The sequence below is a fragment of the Vibrio clamense genome (genome assembly GCF_050337905.1).
GTDB classification, from domain to species: domain Bacteria; phylum Pseudomonadota; class Gammaproteobacteria; order Enterobacterales; family Vibrionaceae; genus Vibrio; species Vibrio cortegadensis.
The window spans coordinates 34,082-54,688 of the sequence record NZ_JAKJTJ010000027.1 but is presented as its reverse complement, the minus strand read 5'-3'; the positions used below and the strand labels follow the sequence as shown (position 1 = coordinate 54,688).

At 40.6% G+C, this 20,607-nt stretch carries 20 protein-coding genes; 7 read left to right on the top strand and 13 right to left on the bottom strand.

The window, feature by feature from the left end; genetic code table 11:
• Positions 1 to 27: 27 nt before the first annotated feature.
• The 6 genes from L4C39_RS15385 to L4C39_RS15360 all read right to left on the bottom strand — a co-directional run bounded on the left by L4C39_RS15385 (position 28) and on the right by L4C39_RS15360 (position 5,723).
• A complete protein-coding gene (locus L4C39_RS15385) occupies positions 28 to 978 on the bottom strand; it encodes an LPP20 family lipoprotein (RefSeq protein ID WP_371729839.1) in 951 nt (316 codons plus the stop codon).
• Entirely contained in the window at positions 978 to 2,129 is a 1,152-nt protein-coding gene (locus L4C39_RS15380) for a transglycosylase SLT domain-containing protein (protein ID WP_371729840.1), read from the bottom strand. The genes L4C39_RS15385 and L4C39_RS15380 overlap by 1 nt, the downstream gene beginning before the upstream one ends.
• 12 nt (positions 2,130 to 2,141) lie before the next feature.
• Positions 2,142 to 2,741, bottom strand: a complete 600-nt coding sequence (locus tag L4C39_RS15375; RefSeq protein WP_261890046.1) for an LPP20 family lipoprotein — start codon at positions 2,739 to 2,741, stop codon at positions 2,142 to 2,144.
• Positions 2,742 to 2,811: 70 nt separating this feature from the next.
• On the bottom strand, positions 2,812 to 4,008 hold the full coding sequence (locus L4C39_RS15370) for a flagellar assembly protein T N-terminal domain-containing protein (RefSeq protein ID WP_371729841.1): 1,197 nt from the start codon (positions 4,006 to 4,008) through the stop codon (positions 2,812 to 2,814).
• 12 nt (positions 4,009 to 4,020) lie between these two features.
• Positions 4,021 to 5,040, bottom strand: a complete 1,020-nt coding sequence (locus L4C39_RS15365) for a penicillin-binding protein activator LpoB (RefSeq protein WP_261890048.1) — start codon at positions 5,038 to 5,040, stop codon at positions 4,021 to 4,023.
• A gap of 62 nt (positions 5,041 to 5,102) precedes the next feature.
• Positions 5,103 to 5,723, bottom strand: a complete 621-nt coding sequence (locus tag L4C39_RS15360; RefSeq protein WP_261890049.1) for a hypothetical protein — start codon at positions 5,721 to 5,723, stop codon at positions 5,103 to 5,105.
• A 449-nt stretch (positions 5,724 to 6,172) separates the two neighbouring features.
• On the opposite strand from L4C39_RS15360, the gene L4C39_RS15355 reads away from it, so the two are divergent.
• Positions 6,173 to 6,697, top strand: a complete 525-nt coding sequence (locus L4C39_RS15355) for a DUF3087 domain-containing protein (RefSeq protein ID WP_261890050.1) — start codon at positions 6,173 to 6,175, stop codon at positions 6,695 to 6,697.
• Positions 6,698 to 6,770: 73 nt separating this feature from the next.
• On the opposite strand, the gene L4C39_RS15350 is transcribed toward L4C39_RS15355, so the two are convergent.
• The 6 genes from L4C39_RS15350 to L4C39_RS15325 form a co-directional block, all read right to left on the bottom strand.
• The gene (locus L4C39_RS15350) at positions 6,771 to 7,514 is read right to left on the bottom strand and encodes a phosphatase PAP2 family protein (protein ID WP_429746740.1); all 744 of its coding nucleotides are present in this window, start codon (positions 7,512 to 7,514) and stop codon (positions 6,771 to 6,773) included.
• A 128-nt stretch (positions 7,515 to 7,642) separates the two neighbouring features.
• A complete protein-coding gene (locus tag L4C39_RS15345; protein ID WP_261890052.1) occupies positions 7,643 to 8,764 on the bottom strand; it encodes an ABC transporter ATP-binding protein in 1,122 nt (373 codons plus the stop codon).
• A gap of 129 nt (positions 8,765 to 8,893) precedes the next feature.
• Complete coding sequence (locus tag L4C39_RS15340) at positions 8,894 to 9,376, bottom strand: glycosidase (protein ID WP_017052438.1); 483 nt, start codon at positions 9,374 to 9,376, stop codon at positions 8,894 to 8,896.
• A gap of 32 nt (positions 9,377 to 9,408) precedes the next feature.
• Complete coding sequence (locus L4C39_RS15335; protein WP_136994968.1) at positions 9,409 to 9,810, bottom strand: hypothetical protein; 402 nt, start codon at positions 9,808 to 9,810, stop codon at positions 9,409 to 9,411.
• A 26-nt stretch (positions 9,811 to 9,836) separates the two neighbouring features.
• Positions 9,837 to 10,844: a UDP-3-O-(3-hydroxymyristoyl)glucosamine N-acyltransferase gene (gene lpxD / locus L4C39_RS15330; protein ID WP_429746737.1), complete on the bottom strand. Its 1,008-nt coding sequence runs from the start codon at positions 10,842 to 10,844 to the stop codon at positions 9,837 to 9,839.
• A 27-nt stretch (positions 10,845 to 10,871) separates the two neighbouring features.
• Positions 10,872 to 11,879, bottom strand: a complete 1,008-nt coding sequence (locus L4C39_RS15325) for a porin (RefSeq protein ID WP_371729846.1) — start codon at positions 11,877 to 11,879, stop codon at positions 10,872 to 10,874.
• 407 nt (positions 11,880 to 12,286) lie between these two features.
• On the opposite strand from L4C39_RS15325, the gene L4C39_RS15320 reads away from it, so the two are divergent.
• The 6 genes from L4C39_RS15320 to L4C39_RS15295 all read left to right on the top strand — a co-directional run bounded on the left by L4C39_RS15320 (position 12,287) and on the right by L4C39_RS15295 (position 19,294).
• Positions 12,287 to 13,513: a sugar ABC transporter substrate-binding protein gene (locus tag L4C39_RS15320; RefSeq protein WP_017052434.1), complete on the top strand. Its 1,227-nt coding sequence runs from the start codon at positions 12,287 to 12,289 to the stop codon at positions 13,511 to 13,513.
• Positions 13,514 to 13,523: 10 nt separating this feature from the next.
• Positions 13,524 to 14,807 carry a carbohydrate ABC transporter permease gene (locus L4C39_RS15315; RefSeq protein ID WP_429746735.1) on the top strand — a complete coding sequence of 428 codons (1,284 nt, stop codon included), beginning with the start codon at positions 13,524 to 13,526 and terminating at the stop codon, positions 14,805 to 14,807.
• Between the two features lies 1 nt (position 14,808).
• Positions 14,809 to 15,642: a sugar ABC transporter permease gene (locus L4C39_RS15310; protein WP_429746733.1), complete on the top strand. Its 834-nt coding sequence runs from the start codon at positions 14,809 to 14,811 to the stop codon at positions 15,640 to 15,642.
• 17 nt (positions 15,643 to 15,659) lie between these two features.
• Entirely contained in the window at positions 15,660 to 17,453 is a 1,794-nt protein-coding gene (locus L4C39_RS15305; protein ID WP_429746731.1) for a glycoside hydrolase family 13 protein, read from the top strand.
• Positions 17,454 to 17,456: 3 nt separating this feature from the next.
• A complete protein-coding gene (locus L4C39_RS15300; RefSeq protein ID WP_429746729.1) occupies positions 17,457 to 18,374 on the top strand; it encodes an ROK family protein in 918 nt (305 codons plus the stop codon).
• A gap of 119 nt (positions 18,375 to 18,493) precedes the next feature.
• Entirely contained in the window at positions 18,494 to 19,294 is an 801-nt protein-coding gene (locus L4C39_RS15295; protein ID WP_171755634.1) for a TrmB family transcriptional regulator, read from the top strand.
• A gap of 75 nt (positions 19,295 to 19,369) precedes the next feature.
• Here L4C39_RS15295 and L4C39_RS15290 read toward each other — a convergent pair whose 3' ends face one another.
• Positions 19,370 to 20,524, bottom strand: coding sequence for an aminotransferase-like domain-containing protein (locus tag L4C39_RS15290; RefSeq protein WP_429746727.1), 1,155 nt, complete (start codon positions 20,522 to 20,524; stop codon positions 19,370 to 19,372).
• Between the last annotated feature and the right edge of the window lie 83 nt (positions 20,525 to 20,607).

Sequence of the window (20,607 nt, the reverse complement as noted above, 5' to 3'; positions counted from 1 at the left end):
ATCCTTATTCGTATCAATGTTGATATATTACTTAATAAGCACTTCACGATCATCTTCACTAATCAAAGTGTCTAGTAAGTCATTCTTATTATCGAAGTAAAGATTGAACTTATTAATCGCGTTAAACATTGCTTGTTTCTTCGTTTTATTACTTTGTCCAATTAACTTAAACTTTCTATTTGCGAGTGAAGGCGAACCTATATGAAGATTAAATGTGATGATAGCTTGCCGCTTGCCATTTTTCTTACCTGATACAGTCGATGATTCAAATGAAATCGTTTCACACTGACTATCGCTCCGAACAGATAAGCCACTTTTAGACATTTCCTCGGCAATCGCAGGGGTTAATATTTTCTTTTCATAGCCAGAGTTAGGGCTATTTTTTATATTGAAGCAGTGTGAATTCTTGAAGTCATTTTTTTTGTCAATCAATGTCAGTAGCTCATTGTAATACGTATTGAGTTTATCTGAATATTGAGAGATAGTTTCTGCCTGTAAAAGTGTCGTTTTAAATTCTTGTCCTTGGGAAATTTCTAGAAACTCGTTAAGATCCAGCTCATTTTTTATGAGTAAATTTCTATAATTTTTCATCTTAGTTGTTAGATGATTGTCATACTTCTCGATGATATCGGACTTCTTGACGACACCTAGCACATAGAATATGTCATTGTCACTGCCTTGTTTGATCCAGCTAATCTCAGGAATCAAAATAGATTTTGAGATGTAATTCGCATATGAACTACTCGATATTTGGCTCTGAGAGTTCTTTGTGGATATCGAATGGCTCACACTTGACGTAACGGTCGAAGATAAGGTGCTTGCAATCTGGCGCATGGCATCTTTTTTGGCCGCTTCAATACTTTCACCCATACCTGTCCCTGTGATTGCTTCAGGTTCTGTCGGCGGATTATTTACCCAACTCGGAACAGCAAAAGCAATCTGAGGGATTAGACTTAGAGTCAGCAATAATTTTTTCATTAAATCTTGCTCGTTTTAAGTAATTTAGAGTAATAGATTTTTTTGTTGTTCACTTTTTTCAGATAGTTACGAGTTTCTTTATACGGGAATGTTGTCGATAAAGATTTATATACGGTATCTGGGTCTAAGGTATTGGCTTCTTTTGCTAAAGCTGAAAGAGAGCCCTTTCCTGAGATATGTTTTGCTACAGCTCCCACGCCACCATTATATGAAGAGATCGCGAGGTATGTTTTTATATCTTGGTCTTTCACATTAGTTAGATAGCGAGTAAAAAGAACATTAAGATAGGCGGTCCCGATATTGATATTATACTTAGGGTCAAACAAAATATCGGCAGTGAGTAAACGCTCTTTACCAAGCAATAGTTTAGTTACATCTTTACCTGCAGAAGTTGGAACGACTTGCATCAATCCATATGCTGGGATGTGAGATTGTGCCATTGGATTAAAGTGACTTTCCGTATGGATAATCGCTAAAATTAATTCCGGTTGTACATCCCATTTGGCCGCCATTTTATTAACATCTTCAAGGTAAATCAGTGCACGTTGAGCGATTTTGTTACTTGGAAGTGACATGGTTACTCGAGTAACTTTTGTGCCATTACTTTGAGTGTATTCAGATGTTTTGGCTGTTTTCTGCAATTTATCACTGTCGACTTCAGGGATGACTTTTTGATTGGATTCAAGTTTGCTTGGTTTGGCTTTCATTTCAGAAAGAACTTTGTCTTTTGAGTAAGCCTGTAGCGTCGTTTCATTTTTTAGTTCTTTGATTTGTTCGTCAACCACTTTTTTTACGTCGTCAGACGACTGATCTGAACTTATTACTTCAACTACAACTTCTCCAGATTCAAAATTTACCGTTCTTTTTACCGCATCATTTTTTGAGTACTGCACCCATGTTGTTTTATTGGACAGCTCTGGTTTGTCCCAAATCAAACCTAGTTTTTCTTTCGCTTTATCAAAGCTTTGTTTATAAGCTTTTTTTGATGCTGCAAATTCATCAAGAACTACCGTTTTATCTTGATTAAAGGAGGCGTTTAATTTGTTTTTTAGCGCCCCAAAACTTTCAGAGGATGACTCTGAAGCATGAACCATGGCTATGCTTGATGCCAAGCCAAGAGCACAAATTACTGAACGAACAAGAATAGCCATAGTTGTTACTCCTTAAATATCACCGAGTGCTTGAGTAATTTGTTCTGCTAAATCAGCATTCTTCTTTTGAGCTGATTCTGGAATCGTTTCCGGAGAACTCTCTTCAACGGCTGCAATCACTCGTTCAACATTCTGTTGGAATACATTGCGAGGTAGCCCTACATGAACATAAAAATATCCATCTTTGCCTCTAAATGATTTAATCGTTTCTACGCCTTCAAGTACCACGTTAGAAATGGCATTTTTTTCAGCTGAGGTGGCAGATGTGGCACCAGCAGAACCACCAACACCTAGCGTTCCAACTTTGCTTTTTACTTGAGTCAAAATTTCTAATTTAACTTGATCAGCAAGTTCTTTTTGAGCTTGTAATATGGCTAAGTTTTTTTGGTGAGCAATACCGCCGGCTGTATCGCCACTGAAACCAACCGCTTCTCTGATGTACTCTTCTTGATTAGCGTTTGGTGAACAAATCCAGCTTGGAGCTGCAATATCTGGATTGCCGTAGTAGTAACAATCAGCAACGGGTTCTGGCGCTGGTTGCTGAGCTGTTTGAGTTGATTGGCACCCAACAAGAGCAACTGTTAAGGCGGATAGTGCTAGTACTTTTTTCATTTTTCTTACCTATAAATATGATCATAAAGACGTTTAGAGATTCTTTACTTTGATGGGTTAAATGATGTATTTAAGCTTTAATTTGTTTGGATAAAGCTTGGATTATTTCTTTAGCTAATTTTCCCTCAAGTGCTTTTTGAGCTTGAACTTGAGAAAGGTGCTTAGATCGAGACTTTGAATCGGTGAATACTCGGGTTTTCTTTGGTGTATTTCTTATGGTGAATAAAATATTCCCCGTTTTTTGATCAGTAAATTGCAGTGTTAATTCAGTTTCGTAACCTATTTTGCCCTTATGATTCTCAACTTCATTCTGTCTTTTCTTCAAATTGAATGTATGGGTCGGGGCTGTCTTACCATTATTTAATGAAAAACCTAATGTCTCTAGCTGATCGGTTATCCACGAGGAATCATTTGAATCACTGGTACGAATATTAAAGATAGGGTTCTTCATTAATCCGGAATAAAAGCTAACATCATTGGCAACTTTTTCACTGTCGACGTAGGCATCAATGATTACGTAATAAACACCTTTCTCGATGTCTTCATCTAGGAGCTCATAACTGCTGATATAACCAGCTATTTTAGGCGTCATTGCGGTAGATACGATATTACCATTCGAGTCTTTCTGGCTGGCAATTTCAAACCCTTTGCTTTGTTGAACCGCATTAGTGAAAGCGTCTAAAAGTGCTATTTGTCTTGCAGAGTTTTCACTGTTGATTAATGGCGCTGTTCCTTTCGATTCAACACTTTCAACTTCGAAATCAAAGTCGGAAGCGTCCATTAATTCCTTTGGGTTATCCCAATTAGTACCAGCAACGGTTTTCTCACTAATAATTAATGACACAAAATACGAGTCATCATACTTACCTGATTTAATCTCTTCGTATGACGATGGATTAGATCGCAATGTAGAGACGGCTGCTTGAGTGAATTCTTTTCTGTTAAATTTATCGTTACCTGGGGTTTTAGAAAGTGACAAACCGTTAAACCGCGATGATTCCTTGTTTGCGATAGTGATTTGATTGAGTAAATGATTAATATCATCTAAAGAGAGCTTTAGAGCTGCTTTATGAGCTTTTTCTTGGTTTCTGTTTGTCGACTTAGCTAAAGAAACAATGTAGTAGCCATGTGCAGAGTCATACCCTACACGAGTACCACTTTTATATTCGATGAGTTCAAATACGTCATCCATTGGGTCTGCGTAGAGTTGAGAACTATAGCTAATGATCAGAGCCGAAAAAAATGTAAACCACTTCTTGCTAAGCATTTGATTTATCCTTTAAAAAGCCCAATTCTCAGGCGTACCGACCGATACAGCATAGATTTTGGTTCGCTTAAGGTATTCCTTACCTAATGCTTGTATTTTTTTCTTCACCTGCTGGGCATCAATGTCATCTTCTTTCCAGGTAAACATGATTCCAGATCCTGACGTGCCTTTTGGCGTGACTTCTCCAGAGGCGATAGGAATATCAAGTCCATCATCACTTAAGAAAAGTACAACGGGTTGCTTGATTGCGAATCCCTGTTCAATACCTGAATTGATAGCAAAACGGCCATTTCGAAAATTCGTTACTCGCCCACCTACTGGGTAATAATTCATTGTGCGGTTAACGAGAACTTGAATGCCTTTCTGAGCGGCTTCTTTATAGGCTTCTTGCAATTCATTGGAATCGCGATAATCAAAACCGCCGATAAACTCATCTTCAATTGCCCAGAAGTTCTTAGCCGGCATATTGTGGCGAATAGGTTCGAAAGAATGAACAATTTGGCCAGTGGTCGGGTTTACGACCTTCGTTGTGATTAAACTTCTGAAGATAATTTCGCTATGGTCTGATTTTTTCTTTATAACGCTCCCTAAAGCGATTGAGGTTTCAAATATATAATTAGGGTTCTTTTGCTCACCAATTTGAATAGCGCCGTCATTAACAGTATTTTCGATTTGATACGCCAATTCATAATCACATGATGTACAGTTTCTTGTGAGAACCTCATAACGTTTTGTTCGAGCTAACTCGTTTTCTAACAGCTTTGAAACGATGTCTGTTTTTAAGGTGGTTTTTTGAGAGCCTTCTTCAAATTCAATTTGATCAACATAGGCTGCGATTCGCATTTTATTGAAAGCTTTTACATCATAATTGTTTGGTAATTCGATGTTTTCACTTTCGTAAAGAGCTTCTTTGTTCACTCTATGTATTAGGGTATTCGCGCTATTGTCAGCTTCTGAATTGATTGCTATACCCGTGGTTTGACAACCAACAAGTAGTGTTAATACAGATAGGCAGATTAGAGGTTTTTTCATTATTGGCTCATCCAAAGAAGCCGATATAGATTTTTATCTATATCGGCTAGTTTATTCTTTATTTATTTTGCAGTATTAAATGAAGATACAACTTTGTAATTGTTGTATGCAGATATTACGCTGTCATTTAAATAAAGGACCTGATCTGTTGTATGAGAAAATTTATCTTTTTCATTGATAAGGTTAAGGAAACCAACGTTTTGTAATGCATCACTTGCATTAATCGTTGTCATCATTGCGACACTTTTAAGTGCAGGCTTAGCAGCATCACCTAGGCCGCTCATGATTTCGCTAAACATAGAAGATGCTAAGAATTTATCGACAGTCGCTTTATTTTTTGGCGATAACGCATCGTAAATAGCTTTCTTCTCTTCGTCTGTTGATGCAGCTTCCGTTGCCGCGAAAAAATTACCTAAAGCTGGGGTTGCAATTAATTCTTCGGTATATCTTTCATATGCTGGTTTAGCGGCTAGAAATGCAGTGTTAACGGCTAAACGGACGGTTTCAACTTCAACCACAGTTGATGGCTCGTAATGGCTATCGTCAGAACTGATTGCTAGTTCGCTGCCTGTTTCTCTTAATGCGTCATATGATAGAGGTTCATCAGCGCTTTCGCCGCCAGTACTGATACAGCCAGATAACATTAACGTTGATAGTAGTGAAGCTATAATTGTTTTTTTCATAAATACCACTTACTTAACTTTGAATTATTATATTGAATAGACACTTGTTTGATACGTGCTGAACTGATGTTAAGCGAAATGTTAGACTATATGCAATGAAACAGTTTTAATGCAAAAGGGTGATTGCAAGAAGTGTGATATTGATAGGTTAGTTTAGTCGTTTTAATTATCGGATAGGAGGAATGAGCAGTAATCATAATTAATGTAATGATAATTTTTTGATCAATGACACTTATATATGGTGTGTCGTTCTATTTATCGGAGAGGGGGAAGCTTATTACAATCTCCTATTTCGGTGATTTTTAACGATGTTTGTACGTGAATATTTCTATTATGCGGTCGAGAAATAGTGAACCAAATGGTAAGTTCTTACCCTCAGTCCATGAAACCTGCGTAAAATAATAATTTCTGTGTAGGCATCTATTCATTAAAGGGGATTCGGTAACATAATGAAAATAATAGAAATCGATAAAGTTACGTATCGTAAGCGTTCTAATATAGTCATCATCTCATTTGTCGCGTGTCTTGCGATTTTAGCCTTGGTATTTGGCGCGATTTTAATTCAACTATTTGGAACAGAACCAGTCAGTTCATCGGAGTCGACAGGGAATTTTCACCTGAATTTAATGGGTGTGATTTTATCTGCGGTGGTCTCAGCTTCAATAATGAATCACTTCAAAACACACTCTTTTTTGACCGAAATATTTTATGTCTGGCAATTGAAGCAGATACACAACAAAATTTATCGCAAAGTGCGTAAGATTAAGCCCGCGTCGGAAGAACAGAACGTGACCGCTTTGATCATTCTTAACTTCTATTACACCACTCAAAAACAGGTGTTTTGGTTGGATAACAACACTCTGACGATGTCGACAGTGCAAAAACAGCTGGATGAAATCCAAGATAAAATAAAGATGTGGAATCTTGATATATCACTGGAAGATTTTGATTTGAAGCTGTTAGAACAGTTTTAGATTTGAAGGTAACAAGAGCTAGCGAGGTGCTGGCTCTTTTTTATTTATCCGACTAATTAATCTTTTATATTTGTCATTTCTGCTTAGTCACTTTCAGGACTTGATGGACCTTGTTTTGTATCCACTGCTCCGGAATTAGACAGTATAAAATGTGTGCACATGCCATAGAGCCAACAAGATCGATTGGCCTATGCATTCCTAACCAAAGCCGGCTGTACGCAACACCAATCCCCCAAGTAAGAATGATGCTAAATAACATATAACGCTTATGTTGAATAAGAATCCCTCCAAAAAACAGAATACAGACCGATACAAAAATCGTGTGTCCGGAAGGGAATGAGTAATCCATTTCCCCGAGCCAATGACTGGTTCTCCAAGGGCTCACCGTGTTTGAGACCGATTCAATGACTGCATTTTTACTCTCAACGTCTAATTGATAAAACGTTTCCGCACTCTTTACCGCATCGATATGTTGCAGAAAGTTGGCATAAGGTCTTGGAACTGCGGTGACCTGTTTAAGTAAGGTTTTTGCCCCAAAACTCAGCACCAACAAAATGCCAAGTTGTGCACCAAGCTTAAGCATCGTGGACTTAGGAAGTTTTAGATAGATTGGTATGAGGCATAGTGCGATGGTAGAAAATAGGAAACCGTGGCTCCCTGCGGAATCAGTCAACCACTGAAGTAGAGATCCAGTGGAATCGCTAACTGTTGAGGCGAGGTCGATGCTCGGAATACTGGATACCATAGCAATGACCAGTAACATGTATATGGCGAGTGCGATACAGCCGGAGCGTTTGGTTTGAATGAAATGAGTCACAGTAATTCATTGTTTAAAAAATTTGCATAAGCATACGTGACTGAATGTGGAAAAAGCATCAACGCAGTGTCAGTTTTTAGTTGAAGGGTAAGATGAGTCTTGATTGTTCAAGACTCATCGTCCACTGACTATAAAGTTAGGTTTTGCTCTGTTTCGGCATCAAACACATGGCAGAAGGCGGAATCAAAATTGAATCTTATCTCGTTGCCAATATAAGAGGTGGTGATATGTTGATCGTTAACCCTTGCGACAATTTCATTATCGCCAATGCGGAAGTGAAGATATTTCTCATTCCCTAGATTCTCTACTACAGTGAGCTTTCCAGGATGGACATTAATGAATTCGTCGTCTTGCGCTAGGCTAATATGCTCAGGTCGGATCCCAAGACAAACCGGTTTATCAATATAGTGGGTCAGCTTTTCTTGCTTGTCGGTCGGGATCATAATTCGAGCGCCATCAACTAGCTCAACATAGATATTATCCCTTTCCTTTCTCAGTACAGTATTGACTAAATTCATCGATGGCGACCCTATAAAGCCTGCCACAAATTTATTTGCTGGGTAGTTGTATAGGTTCGCTGGAGTATCAACTTGCATGATTTTACCTTGGTTCAGTACACAGATCCGATCGCCCAGCGTTAGCGCTTCGGTTTGATCGTGTGTGACATACACCATGGTGGCAGGGTTACCTTCTTCTTTTAGTGATTGATGAAGCTGAGCGATTTTTACACGCATGGATACACGTAGTTTGGCATCTAAATTTGATAACGGTTCATCAAATAGAAATACGTCAGGTTTGCGAACGATAGCTCGGCCTACAGCAACGCGCTGTCTTTGTCCGCCAGACATTTCCTTTGGTTTACGGTCGAGTAAATCCGTTATTTCAAGTTTTTCTGCCGCTTCTTCAACACGTTGCTTGATCTCTTCTTTGGATTTTTTCTGCATTTTTAACCCAAAAGCCATATTGTCAAAAACGGTTTTATGGGGATACAACGCGTAGTTTTGAAACACCATGGCAATGCCGCGATCCTTTGGAGGAAGATCGTTAACCACCTTGTCTCCAATTTGGATTTCACCACCTGAAATGCTTTCTAACCCAGCGATCATTCGTAAAGTGGTGGATTTTGCACAGCCTGATGGCCCAACAAAAACCATGAATTCACCCTCTTGTATGTCGAGATCGATACCGTGTACGGCTTTAAAACCATTGTCATACTCTTTTTCTACTTTACGCAGGCTAACTGTTGCCATTTGATACTCCGTATACGGGTTAAAACTGAAGATTTAAATTGTTGTCCATTCAGATAATGACTCGTGTGGGACAGTCATTATTTGGATGAACAACTGCGCTTCGAAAAAGCAATGAAGCGCAGGTTGAAATTAGTTACATTTTTTGATCAGTGCTCTTACTGGTTTTTTCTCTTCGGTCACTTCGATACTCCACAGGTATTTGCCATCTTCTGGAATATTGACCACTGTGTTTTTGGCAAAGCCACCGCGTTTGAGTTCTTTTACGTAGCCAGCCGTCATTGCTTTGCCATCTGCCGTAAATTGAGGATTCCAGCTCATGGTGGCAAACTGAAGGCTAACGTTACCCGCAGTTTCTTCGCTGACGACTTGATAGATTCCGTTGCCTTTGTATTGCATTTGGCGATTATCCATATGCATCCACTGCCCATCAGGGAAAGTACCAACCACGAATAGAGAAGGGCGAATTGGGCCACGTTCTTCTACTGTTGGGAGGTTACAGTCGGCAAAAGGCCCTGTGGCTAAAGCTTGCTTTGGTGCGGCTGGTTCTGATGTACTCGCACAACCCATTAATGCAGTAGACAAGATAGCGGCAAGCAGAATTTTGTGTTTCATCGTTAATTTCCTTATTGTTCTTTGACTAATATTTATATAGTGATATTGGAGTGTGTTTCTAGATCGAAAATATGACTGAAATAAGTATCAAAATTGAATCTGAAATATTCACCAATATTTTTATTGGTAACCATCCGTCCTCGAACTTTCGAAGTGATGAGGCTGTTGGCTAATTCAAAGCTAATATGCTGAACATTATCTTTGCAGTGAAGCTCTGTTATTTTTCCTTGGATGGTATTAAGTTGCTCGTTGTGTTTTGCAAGCGTAATGAAGTCGGGGCGAATACCAAATTCAACGGGTTGATCAATATACATTTTAAGCTTGTCTTGTTGATGCTCAGGAATATGCAACCAAGATTGATTTCCAAGTTCTACATATATCTTGCTATTACAAGCTCGGATGGTAGCTTCAATGATATTGATGGGTTCGTCCATGTGATTCTTCACTACTTATAAAATGGCTAAAAATTAAAGATCTTGGCGAAAAAGCTTCTCTCTTTTCCGATCTCTTTTGGTTGTTGATTCGATTTTGAACTTTTGGTTAATTTATTGAGAGCGGCTAAGTTCTTGTAATAGGCTCTTGCGTCTTTCGCGGGATAACCAAATAAGTCACTATTTGCTGGGAACGAGTGGCTGACGCCTGATTTCGCTTTGATCACAGAATTCTTGCCGATGGTTAAATGCCCAGCGGTTCCTGCTTGGCCATGAACGATGACGTTATCTTCTAGAGTTGTATGCCCAGCAAATCCTGTTTGAGACACCAGTAAGCAGTGTTTTCCTATGTGGCAGTCGTGGCCGATCTGAACCAAGTTATCAATTTTGGTGCCTTGTCCGATAATGGTATCCCCAAGCGTTCCTCTATCGATGGTGTTATTGCAGCCAATCTCGACATCACTTTCAATAATGACTCTGCCAACACTTTCTACACGTTCGTAACGGCTTTTTTTGCCTGTCATATATTCGAAGCTGTAATTGCCGATTGAATTATTGGAATCGATGGTGACATTATCTCCTATAACGGTTCCTTCCTTGATGACGGTATTGGCATGAATAGCGACGTTGTGACCAATGGTGACACCATTCATTATTTTTACACCCGGCATGAAGTGACAACCCTGGCCTATTTGGCAATATTTACCAATGTAAATATCAGGGTTTTCAGATGTGTTACCTTGATCAAATAGCTTATATTTACTGGCTTTGTAATATCGCATTAAGTGGTTTAGCTTTTCAGCATCCACCGAGTCGATGACAATTTTTGTTTTAGCAGGGCAAGACAAAATACTTGATGGTCCAATGACTACATCAGCCGAGGTTTCAGATATTGCTTTGAGATCTTTTTTCGAGAAAACAATCGCAAGACCACCTTGTTCATCACTGTGAACGGGGCGTATGCGATTAATTTCCATCGATTCGTCGCCTTCAATGTTACCGCCAACGATTTGAGCTATCTCTGAAACGTTTATCATAATATTTTGTCTGCCATTGTCTGATAGTTAGAAACGGTATAGAGCTTGTAAGAATAGAGTGTTCTGTTCAACTATTTTTTCATCGCCAGCGTACTGATCCATATTTGATGTCTCAGTATCTTTCGCCCACTCATATTCCGCTTTAACTAACCAGTCGTCACCTACAGCTTGCTCATAACCAATGGTCGCTTTACGGATGTCTTTGAAATAGTCATCATTGCTATTGATACCATTGGTTTCATTTTCACCGATGCGAGCGCGTACATACATGGTGCCTGCGTCATCAAAGCTGTATTGAACGATTGGTTCGAAGTATTTCTCTGTAAAATCACTGACTTTAGAGCCATTGGCATCGTTCTCTTTGATTTGGTAGAAGAACTCAACGCCTAGCTCCCAATTATCGAATCGTTTATATGGCTTGAACAACAAGCTATAGCCTTCTTCTTTTACGGTTCCCCACGCACTTTTATCTTCATCGTTATACAGATACTCAAGGTTGGAGTAGAAGCCAGCGTTATATTCATTGCTCCAATAAGTTAAGTAAGGTCGAAAGCTATGCTCTGTTTTCGTTTTTCTTAATCCTGATGTACCAGCCGTGCTGTATAGCTGACTTCTTGTGTACTCAATATCGTAGACGGCACCTGTCGCCCAACCCCCGCCAATATTGAAGCCTTTATCAAGCGATAGGAGATGTTTATATCCATCTTCAGTCTCACTGTATCCCGTTTGCTCTTTTTTACGGTCTTCTAGTTTGAACGCGTATAGAGCCGATAAATTCCATTTCGCATTTCGGTAGAACAGACTTACCACTTCGTGGGTTCTTGTTTGCTCTGTTGACTTGACTCCGCCCCACTTAGCCCAGTCAGTTGTGTTTTTGTATTCATACTCAATTGATGATCCAACGTGCCCACCAAATTGCATAGCGTCATCAAAAAAAGTGTCTTGAGGGGCAAATCCTCGGTCATCTGAAGCGAATGCGGTGGTACTAAGGACAAGCGTATTCGCGATTAGTACGGACAGTAGTGTTTTTTTCACAGTATTTCCTTATCAATCCAGCGGTATATTTTTATTGAATAGTTCAATGCAATGAATATTTAGTAGTTCACGTTGAACGCCTAATTATTGTTCTGCATTTAATTTCTTTTTTCTCCCTGGATTTATAACAAATGAGAGATTGGTCACTTTTAGTAGTGGTAATTGTTGATCTTCATCACAAATGCTTGCCTGCTCACCAATATTCAATAGAGCTTTAGTGGCAGGGACACGATAAACCCATATGTTCTCTGCTGTCTCATTGAATATAGGAAGACAGATTGCCATGGCTTTTAGTTGATCGTTATCACAAATATGCTTGTTGTTTATTCAATTTGTGTTGACTTATTTCTGTTCAAATCTAACCTAGTCGTATCTTATGGACTACTACAAGGTTTCACGGAGTAGATATGAAAAAAAATATCCTAACAACCGCTTTGATGACTTCCGCTTTGATCGCAGGATCTGTCACCGCCGAAGAAATTAAGCCAGAAAGCGATGCTGAACTATTAATTTGGACGGATCGTACAACAGTTGAATACATGGAGTTTGCAGCGGAGTCATTTAATGAGAGCTTTGGTTATGATATTGATTTCTCATTCCGTGGATTAGCTCCAATTGATTCGGCCTCTCGCCTTATTCAAGATGGAGGTTCGGCGCGCGTTGCGGATGTGGCTGAAATTGAACATGACCTTCTAGGGCGCTTGGTGGTTGCGGGTGGCGCAATGGAGAACTTGGTGTCGGCTGAGCGTATTAATTCTACTTTTATGCAAAATGCAGTCAGCGCTTCTAAAGCTGAAGGGGTCGATTATGGCTTTCCGGTCAGTTTTGCGACAACCGCGCTGTTCTATAACAAAGATCTGCTTCCAAAGGCTCCTGAATCGTTTGAAGAGTTGATTGAATTTTCAAAACAGTTCAACAACAAGAAAGAACATAAATACGCTTTGCTGTGGGATATTCAAAACTATTATGAAACGCGAATGTTCGTGACGCTATATGGTGCTTATGAATTCGGTAACAATGGTACGGATGCGAAAGATATCGGCATCAATTCAGAGAAAGCGCAGCAAGGCTTGGCTGCAATGAAGCAACTTCAAACGGCAAATAATTCGAACCCAATTGATATGCGCAACCCTCAAGTTCGACGTGGGCTGTTTAGCGAAGGTAAAGTGGCGGCGATTATTGATGGACCTTGGGCAATTCAGGGTTACCAAAACTCCGGTGTTAATTTTGGGGTGGTGCCAATGCCGAAGTTAAATGGCTTGCAACCGAGAACATTTTCGACAGTGCGCCTAGCGGTTGTCTCTTCATACACCGAATACCCAAGAGCGGCTCAGTTGTTTGCCGATTACCTATCATCTGAAAAAATGCTTAAAAAGCGTTACGAAATGACGGAATCTATCCCTCCTATCCAGTCGGTAATGGAAGATATTATTGTCGATGCAGATGAAGCTACGTATGCCATTATTACTCAAGGGTTCTATTCAGATGCAATGCCGTCTGTACCTGAAATGGGCTTTATTTGGTCTCCAATGGCAAGTGCAATTACTGATTTTTGGATGAACGATAAAACGCCAAAGCAGGTGCTCGATAAAGCAATGAATATCATTAAAGAACAGATCGAATTGCAGGAATAGAAGGTCATTTATGTTGTTAACAGAGACTAAGCCGACATCGAAGGTGCCCGCTTCTATCCTTATCATGGGGAGTTCTCAATTACGGAAAGGGCACTGGGTTAAAGGAGGGGTGTTTTTAGCAATGCAGGTCATGACATTGCTGATGCTACCTGACCTTATTCTTGCTCTGAAAGGATTGATATCTCTTGGTGATGTGGCACAAGTTCGTAAAGGATTTAAAGTATTTCAAGGTGACAACTCCATCTATCTGTTAGTGGAAGGGGTTATCGCTCTATTGTTTAGTTTTCTTATTACTTGTTTGTATATTTCAAACGTGAAAGACGCGCAACAATGTGGGCAATGTCGTTTGTCGGTAATGGGGCAGTTGAAAGATATTTACGATAAAAAGTTTGCCTTTATCATGTTATCGCCTGCTTTTATCGCTTGTATCACCTTTATTATTTTACCAATTCTGATCACGGTACTGGTGTCATTTACTAACTATTCAGCACCGAATCATATCCCTCCCCGCAACTTAGTGGATTGGGTTGGTTTTAAAAATTTCTTCTCTCTATTTGAGTTAAAAATTTGGTCAAGCACCTTTTTCGGTGTGGCGTCATGGACGGTGATCTGGGCATTCTGTGCCACGATATGTACCTGTGGTTTTGGTTTTCTTCTTGCCCTTGCGCTAGAGAATAAAAAGATTAAAGCGAAGAAAGCGTGGCGATTTATTTTCATTCTTCCTTATGCGATCCCTGCGTTTGTCACTCTATTAATGTTTCGCTTATTGCTGAATGGTATCGGGCCAGTTAACGCGACTTTAAATACGTGGGGCTTTGATTCGGTCGCCTTTTTATCTGACCCTATCATGGCTAAGTTCACAGTCATTGCGATCAGTGTATGGGTTGGAGCGCCTTACTTCATGCTGTTGATTGCGGGTGCGCTAACTAATATCCCAGCCGATCTTTATGAAGCAAGCGAAGTCGATGGAGCGAGTAAGCTTCAGCAGTTTTGGGAAATTACGCTACCTATGGTTCTTCACCAAGTTGCCCCATCTCTAGTGATGACCTTTGCACATAATTTCAATAACTTTGGCGCAATATTCTTGCTGACCGAAGGTGGGCCGATTAATCCTGAATACCGTTTTGCAGGCCATACGGACATTCTTATCACTTGGATCTACAAACTGACGTTGGATTTCCAGCAATATCAAATCGCTTCGGTAATCTCTATTGTCATTTTCTTGTTCTTATCTGGTATTGCGATCTGGCAATTTAGTCGAATGAAATCGTTTAAAGATGATGTAGGAATGTAAGATGGAAAAGTTAATTGGAAAGCTAGGAACCGCGATTGTTTACCTATTCCTGACGTTAAATGCATTGCTTGTGCTTGCCCCTGTTATTTGGACGGTTTTAGCGTCATTTAAGCCGGGTAATAACTTATTTAGCTCAAGTTTTACGGATATAGGTTTCACGTTTGATCACTACCGTGCGCTTTTTACCGATACTCCATATTTAGATTGGTATCTGAATACCTTTATGCTGGCCACGGCAAACATGTTGATTTCACTTGTCGTCGTGACGATTTCAGCCTTTGTATTTTCTCGTTACCGCTTCAAAGGAAAACGCAACGTCATGATGAGCATTTTGGTACTGCAAATGTTTCCTGCGTTCTTATCAATGACTGCAATCTATATTTTGTTGTCGAAATTGAATCTTATTGATACCTACGCAGGTTTATTGTTTGTCTATGTCACGGGTTCACTGCCATTTATGGTGTGGCTGGTGAAAGGGTACTTCGATGCGATTCCAACCTCATTGGATGAAGCGGCGAAAATCGATGGTGCAGGGCACATGACCATCTTCATAGAGATAATATTACCTTTGGCAAAACCTATCTTAGTTTTTGTGGGATTAGTGTCGTTCACAGGTCCTTGGATGGACTTCATTCTGCCGACTCTCATATTACGTAGCGAAGAAAAAATGACTCTCGCTATTGGTATCTTCAGTTGGATCTCTTCTAACTCGGCTGAGAACTTTACGCTCTTTGCAGCAGGTTCACTGTTAGTTGCCGTTCCAATTACGTTGCTGTTTGTTGCAACGCAGAAACACATCACCACCGGTCTCGTCAGCGGTGCAGTAAAAGAATAAAAATCAGGAATACACACATGATTACAAAAAGCTCGCTAACACACTCGGCAAAGAGTGCGGACAGTTACGCCTATGATAATGAAACGCTTCACTTAAGATTACGCAGTGCAAAAGGCGAAATTGAACGTGTGGCGCTATGGATAGGTGACCCTTATCACTGGGCTGAAGGTGGACTCGATGGTGGTAATCTCGGCGGAAGTGATGCTCATGGCTGGGTAGGTGGAAATGAAGTTCCTATGATCCATGAAGGAGAGACGGAACACCATGACCATTGGTTCGCCGAATTTAAGCCGCCGAAACGTCGTAGTCGCTATGGATTTATTCTGTATGGCAAAGACGGAGAAAAAATTCTATTTGGTGAAAAACGTTGTGCAGATCTGTCGGATCCAAAGGAAGCCGAAGCCGAGTTAAGTAATTTAAGTAATTTTTATTGCTTCCCTTATATCAATCCACGTGATGTTTTGAAAACACCGAGTTGGGTTCCTGACACTATTTGGTATCAGATATTTCCTGAACGCTTTGCTAATGGTCGACCTGAAATTTCACCAGCAGAAGTACAGCCATGGGGAACTCGGCCTGTGTCTACTAACTTCATGGGAGGCGATCTTTGGGGAGTCATTGAGAAGTTAGACTACTTACAAGATCTTGGGATCAATGGTTTGTACCTTTGCCCTATCTTTACAGCCAACGCTAACCATAAATACGACACGGTCGATTACTATAACGTTGACCCGCATTTTGGCGGTAATGAAGCCTTTAAAGCGTTAGTTAAAGAGGCGCATGCGCGTGGAATGAAAATCATGCTCGATGCGGTATTCAACCATATTGGTGATAAGTCACCGTTGTGGCTCGATGTGGTAGAAAAAGGTGCAGATTCTAAATACGCCGATTGGTTTTGGATCAATAAGTTCCCGGTTTATCCCGATACACCAAAAGATGAATGGGATTTTTGGAACTTTAACTACGAGACTTTTGGTAACGTACTTGAGATGCCAAAACTCAATACAGAAAATGAAGAGTGCCGAGCATACCTTCTTGATGTTGCGCGTTACTGGGTGGAAGAGTTTGATATCGATGGTTGGCGTTTAGATGTGGCCAACGAAGTGGATCACTCTTTCTGGCGCGATTTTCGCACCGTAGTAAAAGGCATTAAGCCAGATTGCTACATCTTAGGCGAGATTTGGCATGAGGGAATGCCATGGTTACGAGGCGATCAGTATGACTCGCTGATGAACTACCCATTAACTCAAGCAATCACAGACTATTTTGCATTGGCAGCATTTGATAAAGAGAGCTTCATGCACGCGGTAAGCACTTCATATTTGGCTTACCCTCATAACGTCAATGAAGCGATGTTTAATTTGCTCGATAGCCACGATACTACTCGTATTCTGACTCTATGCGGTAATGACAAACGCAAAGCGAAACTCGCGTATCTGTTTATGTTCACGCAAGTGGGTGCTCCTTGTATCTATTATGGTGGCGAAATAGGCATGGACGGCGGGCGAGGCATGGGAAGTGAAGATAACCGCAAATGCATGATTTGGGATGAATCTGAGCAAGACCATGACTTTAAAAACTTTATCAAAGAACTGGTTGCACTAAGGCAGTCGCATCCTGAGTTTAATCAGCCACAAATTGAGTGGTTAACGGTAAATGATGACGAATGTATTGTGTATCAACGTGGAAAAGTGACGTTTGTACTCAATAATTCGGCTGCTCAAAAGAGCGTTCAAGTTAATGGCGACGACATTGAGTTAGATGCTTATGGGTATCGTATTCTCAATGAAGTAAAGATGGGTCAGAAGTAACGGATGTCGAACTCGTTGGTGTTAGGAATATCCATAGATAATCAATGGATCCGTACTGTAGTGGTCACAACGTCTTGGCAAGATGAAGTATATCGAACCTCGCAGAAGACGCCTCAAACGTTACCTGAGTTGCTTCAAGCGGTTGAAGTCTTAGTCAGGAATATTGAGTGGGGCTATGGGCGACCTAACGCCATCGGGTTAAGTGTGTCCGAAGAGTTCTACCAGAGAGATGACAACGTTCTTATATCGGACACTATTGCGAATGATGTAAATCAAAAGACAGGTATTGAATGTAATGTGATTCAATCTGCTTACGCGGCTCTGCTAGTTAAGCGGCAAATGATGCCGACAACGTCAAATGAAAGTGTGCTCAGTACGGTGATTGATGCTCATTGCAGTATCGTATTAGTTGATGATGAACATGCGGCACGGAAAAATCGACTTTTCGAATGGGCGCATAGCCGTTTACCGGAATATCACTGGCTTACTGATGGGCTATCTCCTGTTTGTCATTGTGGAAAAGAAGCCTGCTTAGATCAGTTTCTTACGGTGCAAGGTATTGAAAGGCAGTATCATCAAGTTGTGTTGAAAGATTGTACGCTTGTAGAAATATACCAACTGGTTGAAGCAAGTGATCACCATGCAACTCGTATATATCGTGCTTTTGTTGACCAATTGGCACGAGCACTGATTGCACCTATCCAAACGATCATGCCTGCAACTTTGCAGTTATTTGGGGCGGCCAGCTGCTATCGCTTTTTAGGGGAAGATCTTAAAGTGGCGCTCTCTCGTTATTGCGAGCCTAGTATCATCCCAGAAATCAAACACGATATAGATAATACATCTTTGTCTGATGAGTTTGTTTTTGCGCTAGGCGCCACGTTATTGCCTTGTCTAATACGATCTGGAGCATTGAGTTAGAACGTCACCTTACCGGTTCTTAATATATTTAAAAAAAACACATTAATCATTTACGCTCATAGTTTTAGGAGTGGTAGTCTTAGAGAGAAGATGTTTTGAATAGTTTTAGAGGACAACCCGTGTCAGAGCTAGTAACCAAATTAATGGATTTTGGTTTTACCAAAACAGATGCCCTTGTTTATATTAATTTGCTGAAAAACGGCCGAGCAAGTGGTTATAAAATTGCAAAAGAGATCTCTTTGTCTCGTTCATCCGTGTACTCTTCAATCGATAATCTGTACAAGAATGGCTACATTTTTATGTCGGAAGGGGAGACCAAAGAGTATGAAGCGAAGTCTCCAGAGTTGATTTTCAGTCAGATCGAAAAGAAGACCGTTGAGAATATCAATGTGCTTAAAACTGAACTGTCGAAAATGATGCTCCAAGAAGAGAAAGAGTTTGTCTATAACGTGTCTGGATTTGAAAATCTAATCCAGAAGGCGAAAGAGATGATCAATCAAGCGCACCTTGAGATCTATCTGAATACTGATTTTCATCTCTCATTGTTTGAGAAAGAGTTGTGCGATGCTGTTGAGCGTGGCGTGCGAATCATTGTTTTTTCGTTCAACCGCATTCAAGCGCCTCATGAAAAAATCGAGCTATATTCTCGTTCTCAGAATGATGAATTAGAGTACCCTTCACATCGTTTCATGTGTGTCGTGGATATGAAGCTTGCGATAATGTTCTCTCATCGTGAAGAGACATTGGGCTTATACGCCAATAATCGTTTGATGGTAAAAATGATCGCTGAGCACATTCACAGTGATATCTACCTCATGGCTTATGAAGGGCTAGAACCAGAGAAACGAGTGCGTGTGAATACGATTCATGAGCAACAAAACTCAATGGCACTGGCGGATACAGACAAGCCTAGCGCTTAATCTCATAAAATAAATAGAATAAAAAAGCTGATATTTTCATATCAGCTTTTTTTGTGTGCCATTTAAAAATGAGATTTACACGATGGTTTGTCTAAGCACCTTCGCCAGTCGCTTGACCGCTTCCACTAACTCTTGTGGATTGGCATTGGTAAAATTAAGTCTAACGGCAGCCGGTGTATTCTCTGGTTGTGGATAGAATACAGGGCTAGGAACGACAGCGACACCATTGGCAAGTAAGGTTTTAGCCAATTCAAACGTGTCGCAATCTGGCAGGGATAACCATACGAACATGCCGCCATCGACTGATTTTAGTACACAACTTGTCGGTAACTGTTGTTGTAATTCAGAGAACAGAACTTCGTAGCGCTGCTTGTACAATGCCTGGATCTTTGCCATATGCTGTTCAAAGTCAGGGTGTTTGAGCAGTCCTAATAATAGGGCTTGCATCGGAACACTAGAGTGTAAATCGGCCCCCTGTTTTACCTTGACCAGCGGCTCTAAATAGCGTTTTTTGCCCGTTACCGCGCCAATTCTTAGCCCTGGAGAGGCAATCTTAGAAAATGAACGCAACACAATGGATTGTTGTGGGCAGAACTCCGACACCATAGGCAGAGCATCGTTGATAAATCTCAACTCTCTGTAAGGGGCATCTTCAATAAAGGCTACGTTATATTGAATGCATAATTCAGCAACCTGTTTACGGACTTCGAGTGACCAACAAACGCCTGTCGGGTTATGAAAATCAGGTACAGCGTAGAACATCTTAGGTGCTTGTTGGATAAAGCACTGCTTAAGTTCTTCGATATTCGGCCCAAATTCAGTTTGAGATACGGTCACGATATTGGCTTGAACTAACCCAAAAACTTGCATCGCCCCCAAGTAGCTCGGCGCTTCCATTACCACGGTATCATTGGGATCAACATACGCACGAGCAATCAAATCTAGCCCCTGCTGAGAGCCTGTACAAATCATTGGCATATGGCTGTCAGGAAGTTGATATACATCGGTCAGGTGTTCTAATAAGGGGGCATAACCTGCAGTTGATCCATACTGGAACACTTCAGGCATATCGGACAGTTGCTCAAGCGTTTCTCGCATTAAGTCAATGGGGAACGTTTTCTCATCAGGAAGACCACCTGCAAGAGAGATGACATTTTTGTCAGAAGCGGCGGCGAGTATTTCTCGAATATAAGATGACTGTATCTGTTGCAGTGATTGTGCGATTTCCATGTGCGTTCCTGTCTTTTTGCTTTTATTTATTGTTTTATTCTTCTCTCATTGATACTACAGAGCATTGCGAGTTTCGGTTTGTC

What these genes read in the sequence shown, in the direction of transcription:
- L4C39_RS15385 (WP_371729839.1), bottom strand. Translation starts at nt 978, where the DNA reads ATGAAAAAATTATTGCTGACTCTAAGTCTAATCCCTCAGATTGCTTTT.
- L4C39_RS15310 (WP_429746733.1), top strand. Translation starts at nt 14,809, where the DNA reads ATGGAAAAGTTAATTGGAAAGCTAGGAACCGCGATTGTTTACCTATTC.
- L4C39_RS15335 (WP_136994968.1), bottom strand. Translation starts at nt 9,810, where the DNA reads ATGGACGAACCCATCAATATCATTGAAGCTACCATCCGAGCTTGTAAT.
- L4C39_RS15360 (WP_261890049.1), bottom strand. Translation starts at nt 5,723, where the DNA reads ATGAAAAAAACAATTATAGCTTCACTACTATCAACGTTAATGTTATCT.
- L4C39_RS15345 (WP_261890052.1), bottom strand. Translation starts at nt 8,764, where the DNA reads ATGGCAACAGTTAGCCTGCGTAAAGTAGAAAAAGAGTATGACAATGGT.
- L4C39_RS15315 (WP_429746735.1), top strand. Translation starts at nt 13,524, where the DNA reads ATGTTGTTAACAGAGACTAAGCCGACATCGAAGGTGCCCGCTTCTATC.
- L4C39_RS15300 (WP_429746729.1), top strand. Translation starts at nt 17,457, where the DNA reads ATGTCGAACTCGTTGGTGTTAGGAATATCCATAGATAATCAATGGATC.
- L4C39_RS15365 (WP_261890048.1), bottom strand. Translation starts at nt 5,040, where the DNA reads ATGAAAAAACCTCTAATCTGCCTATCTGTATTAACACTACTTGTTGGT.
- lpxD (WP_429746737.1), bottom strand. Translation starts at nt 10,844, where the DNA reads ATGATAAACGTTTCAGAGATAGCTCAAATCGTTGGCGGTAACATTGAA.
- L4C39_RS15375 (WP_261890046.1), bottom strand. Translation starts at nt 2,741, where the DNA reads ATGAAAAAAGTACTAGCACTATCCGCCTTAACAGTTGCTCTTGTTGGG.
- L4C39_RS15305 (WP_429746731.1), top strand. Translation starts at nt 15,660, where the DNA reads ATGATTACAAAAAGCTCGCTAACACACTCGGCAAAGAGTGCGGACAGT.
- L4C39_RS15320 (WP_017052434.1), top strand. Translation starts at nt 12,287, where the DNA reads ATGAAAAAAAATATCCTAACAACCGCTTTGATGACTTCCGCTTTGATC.
- L4C39_RS15370 (WP_371729841.1), bottom strand. Translation starts at nt 4,008, where the DNA reads ATGCTTAGCAAGAAGTGGTTTACATTTTTTTCGGCTCTGATCATTAGC.
- L4C39_RS15290 (WP_429746727.1), bottom strand. Translation starts at nt 20,524, where the DNA reads ATGGAAATCGCACAATCACTGCAACAGATACAGTCATCTTATATTCGA.
- L4C39_RS15355 (WP_261890050.1), top strand. Translation starts at nt 6,173, where the DNA reads ATGAAAATAATAGAAATCGATAAAGTTACGTATCGTAAGCGTTCTAAT.
- L4C39_RS15340 (WP_017052438.1), bottom strand. Translation starts at nt 9,376, where the DNA reads ATGAAACACAAAATTCTGCTTGCCGCTATCTTGTCTACTGCATTAATG.
- L4C39_RS15380 (WP_371729840.1), bottom strand. Translation starts at nt 2,129, where the DNA reads ATGGCTATTCTTGTTCGTTCAGTAATTTGTGCTCTTGGCTTGGCATCA.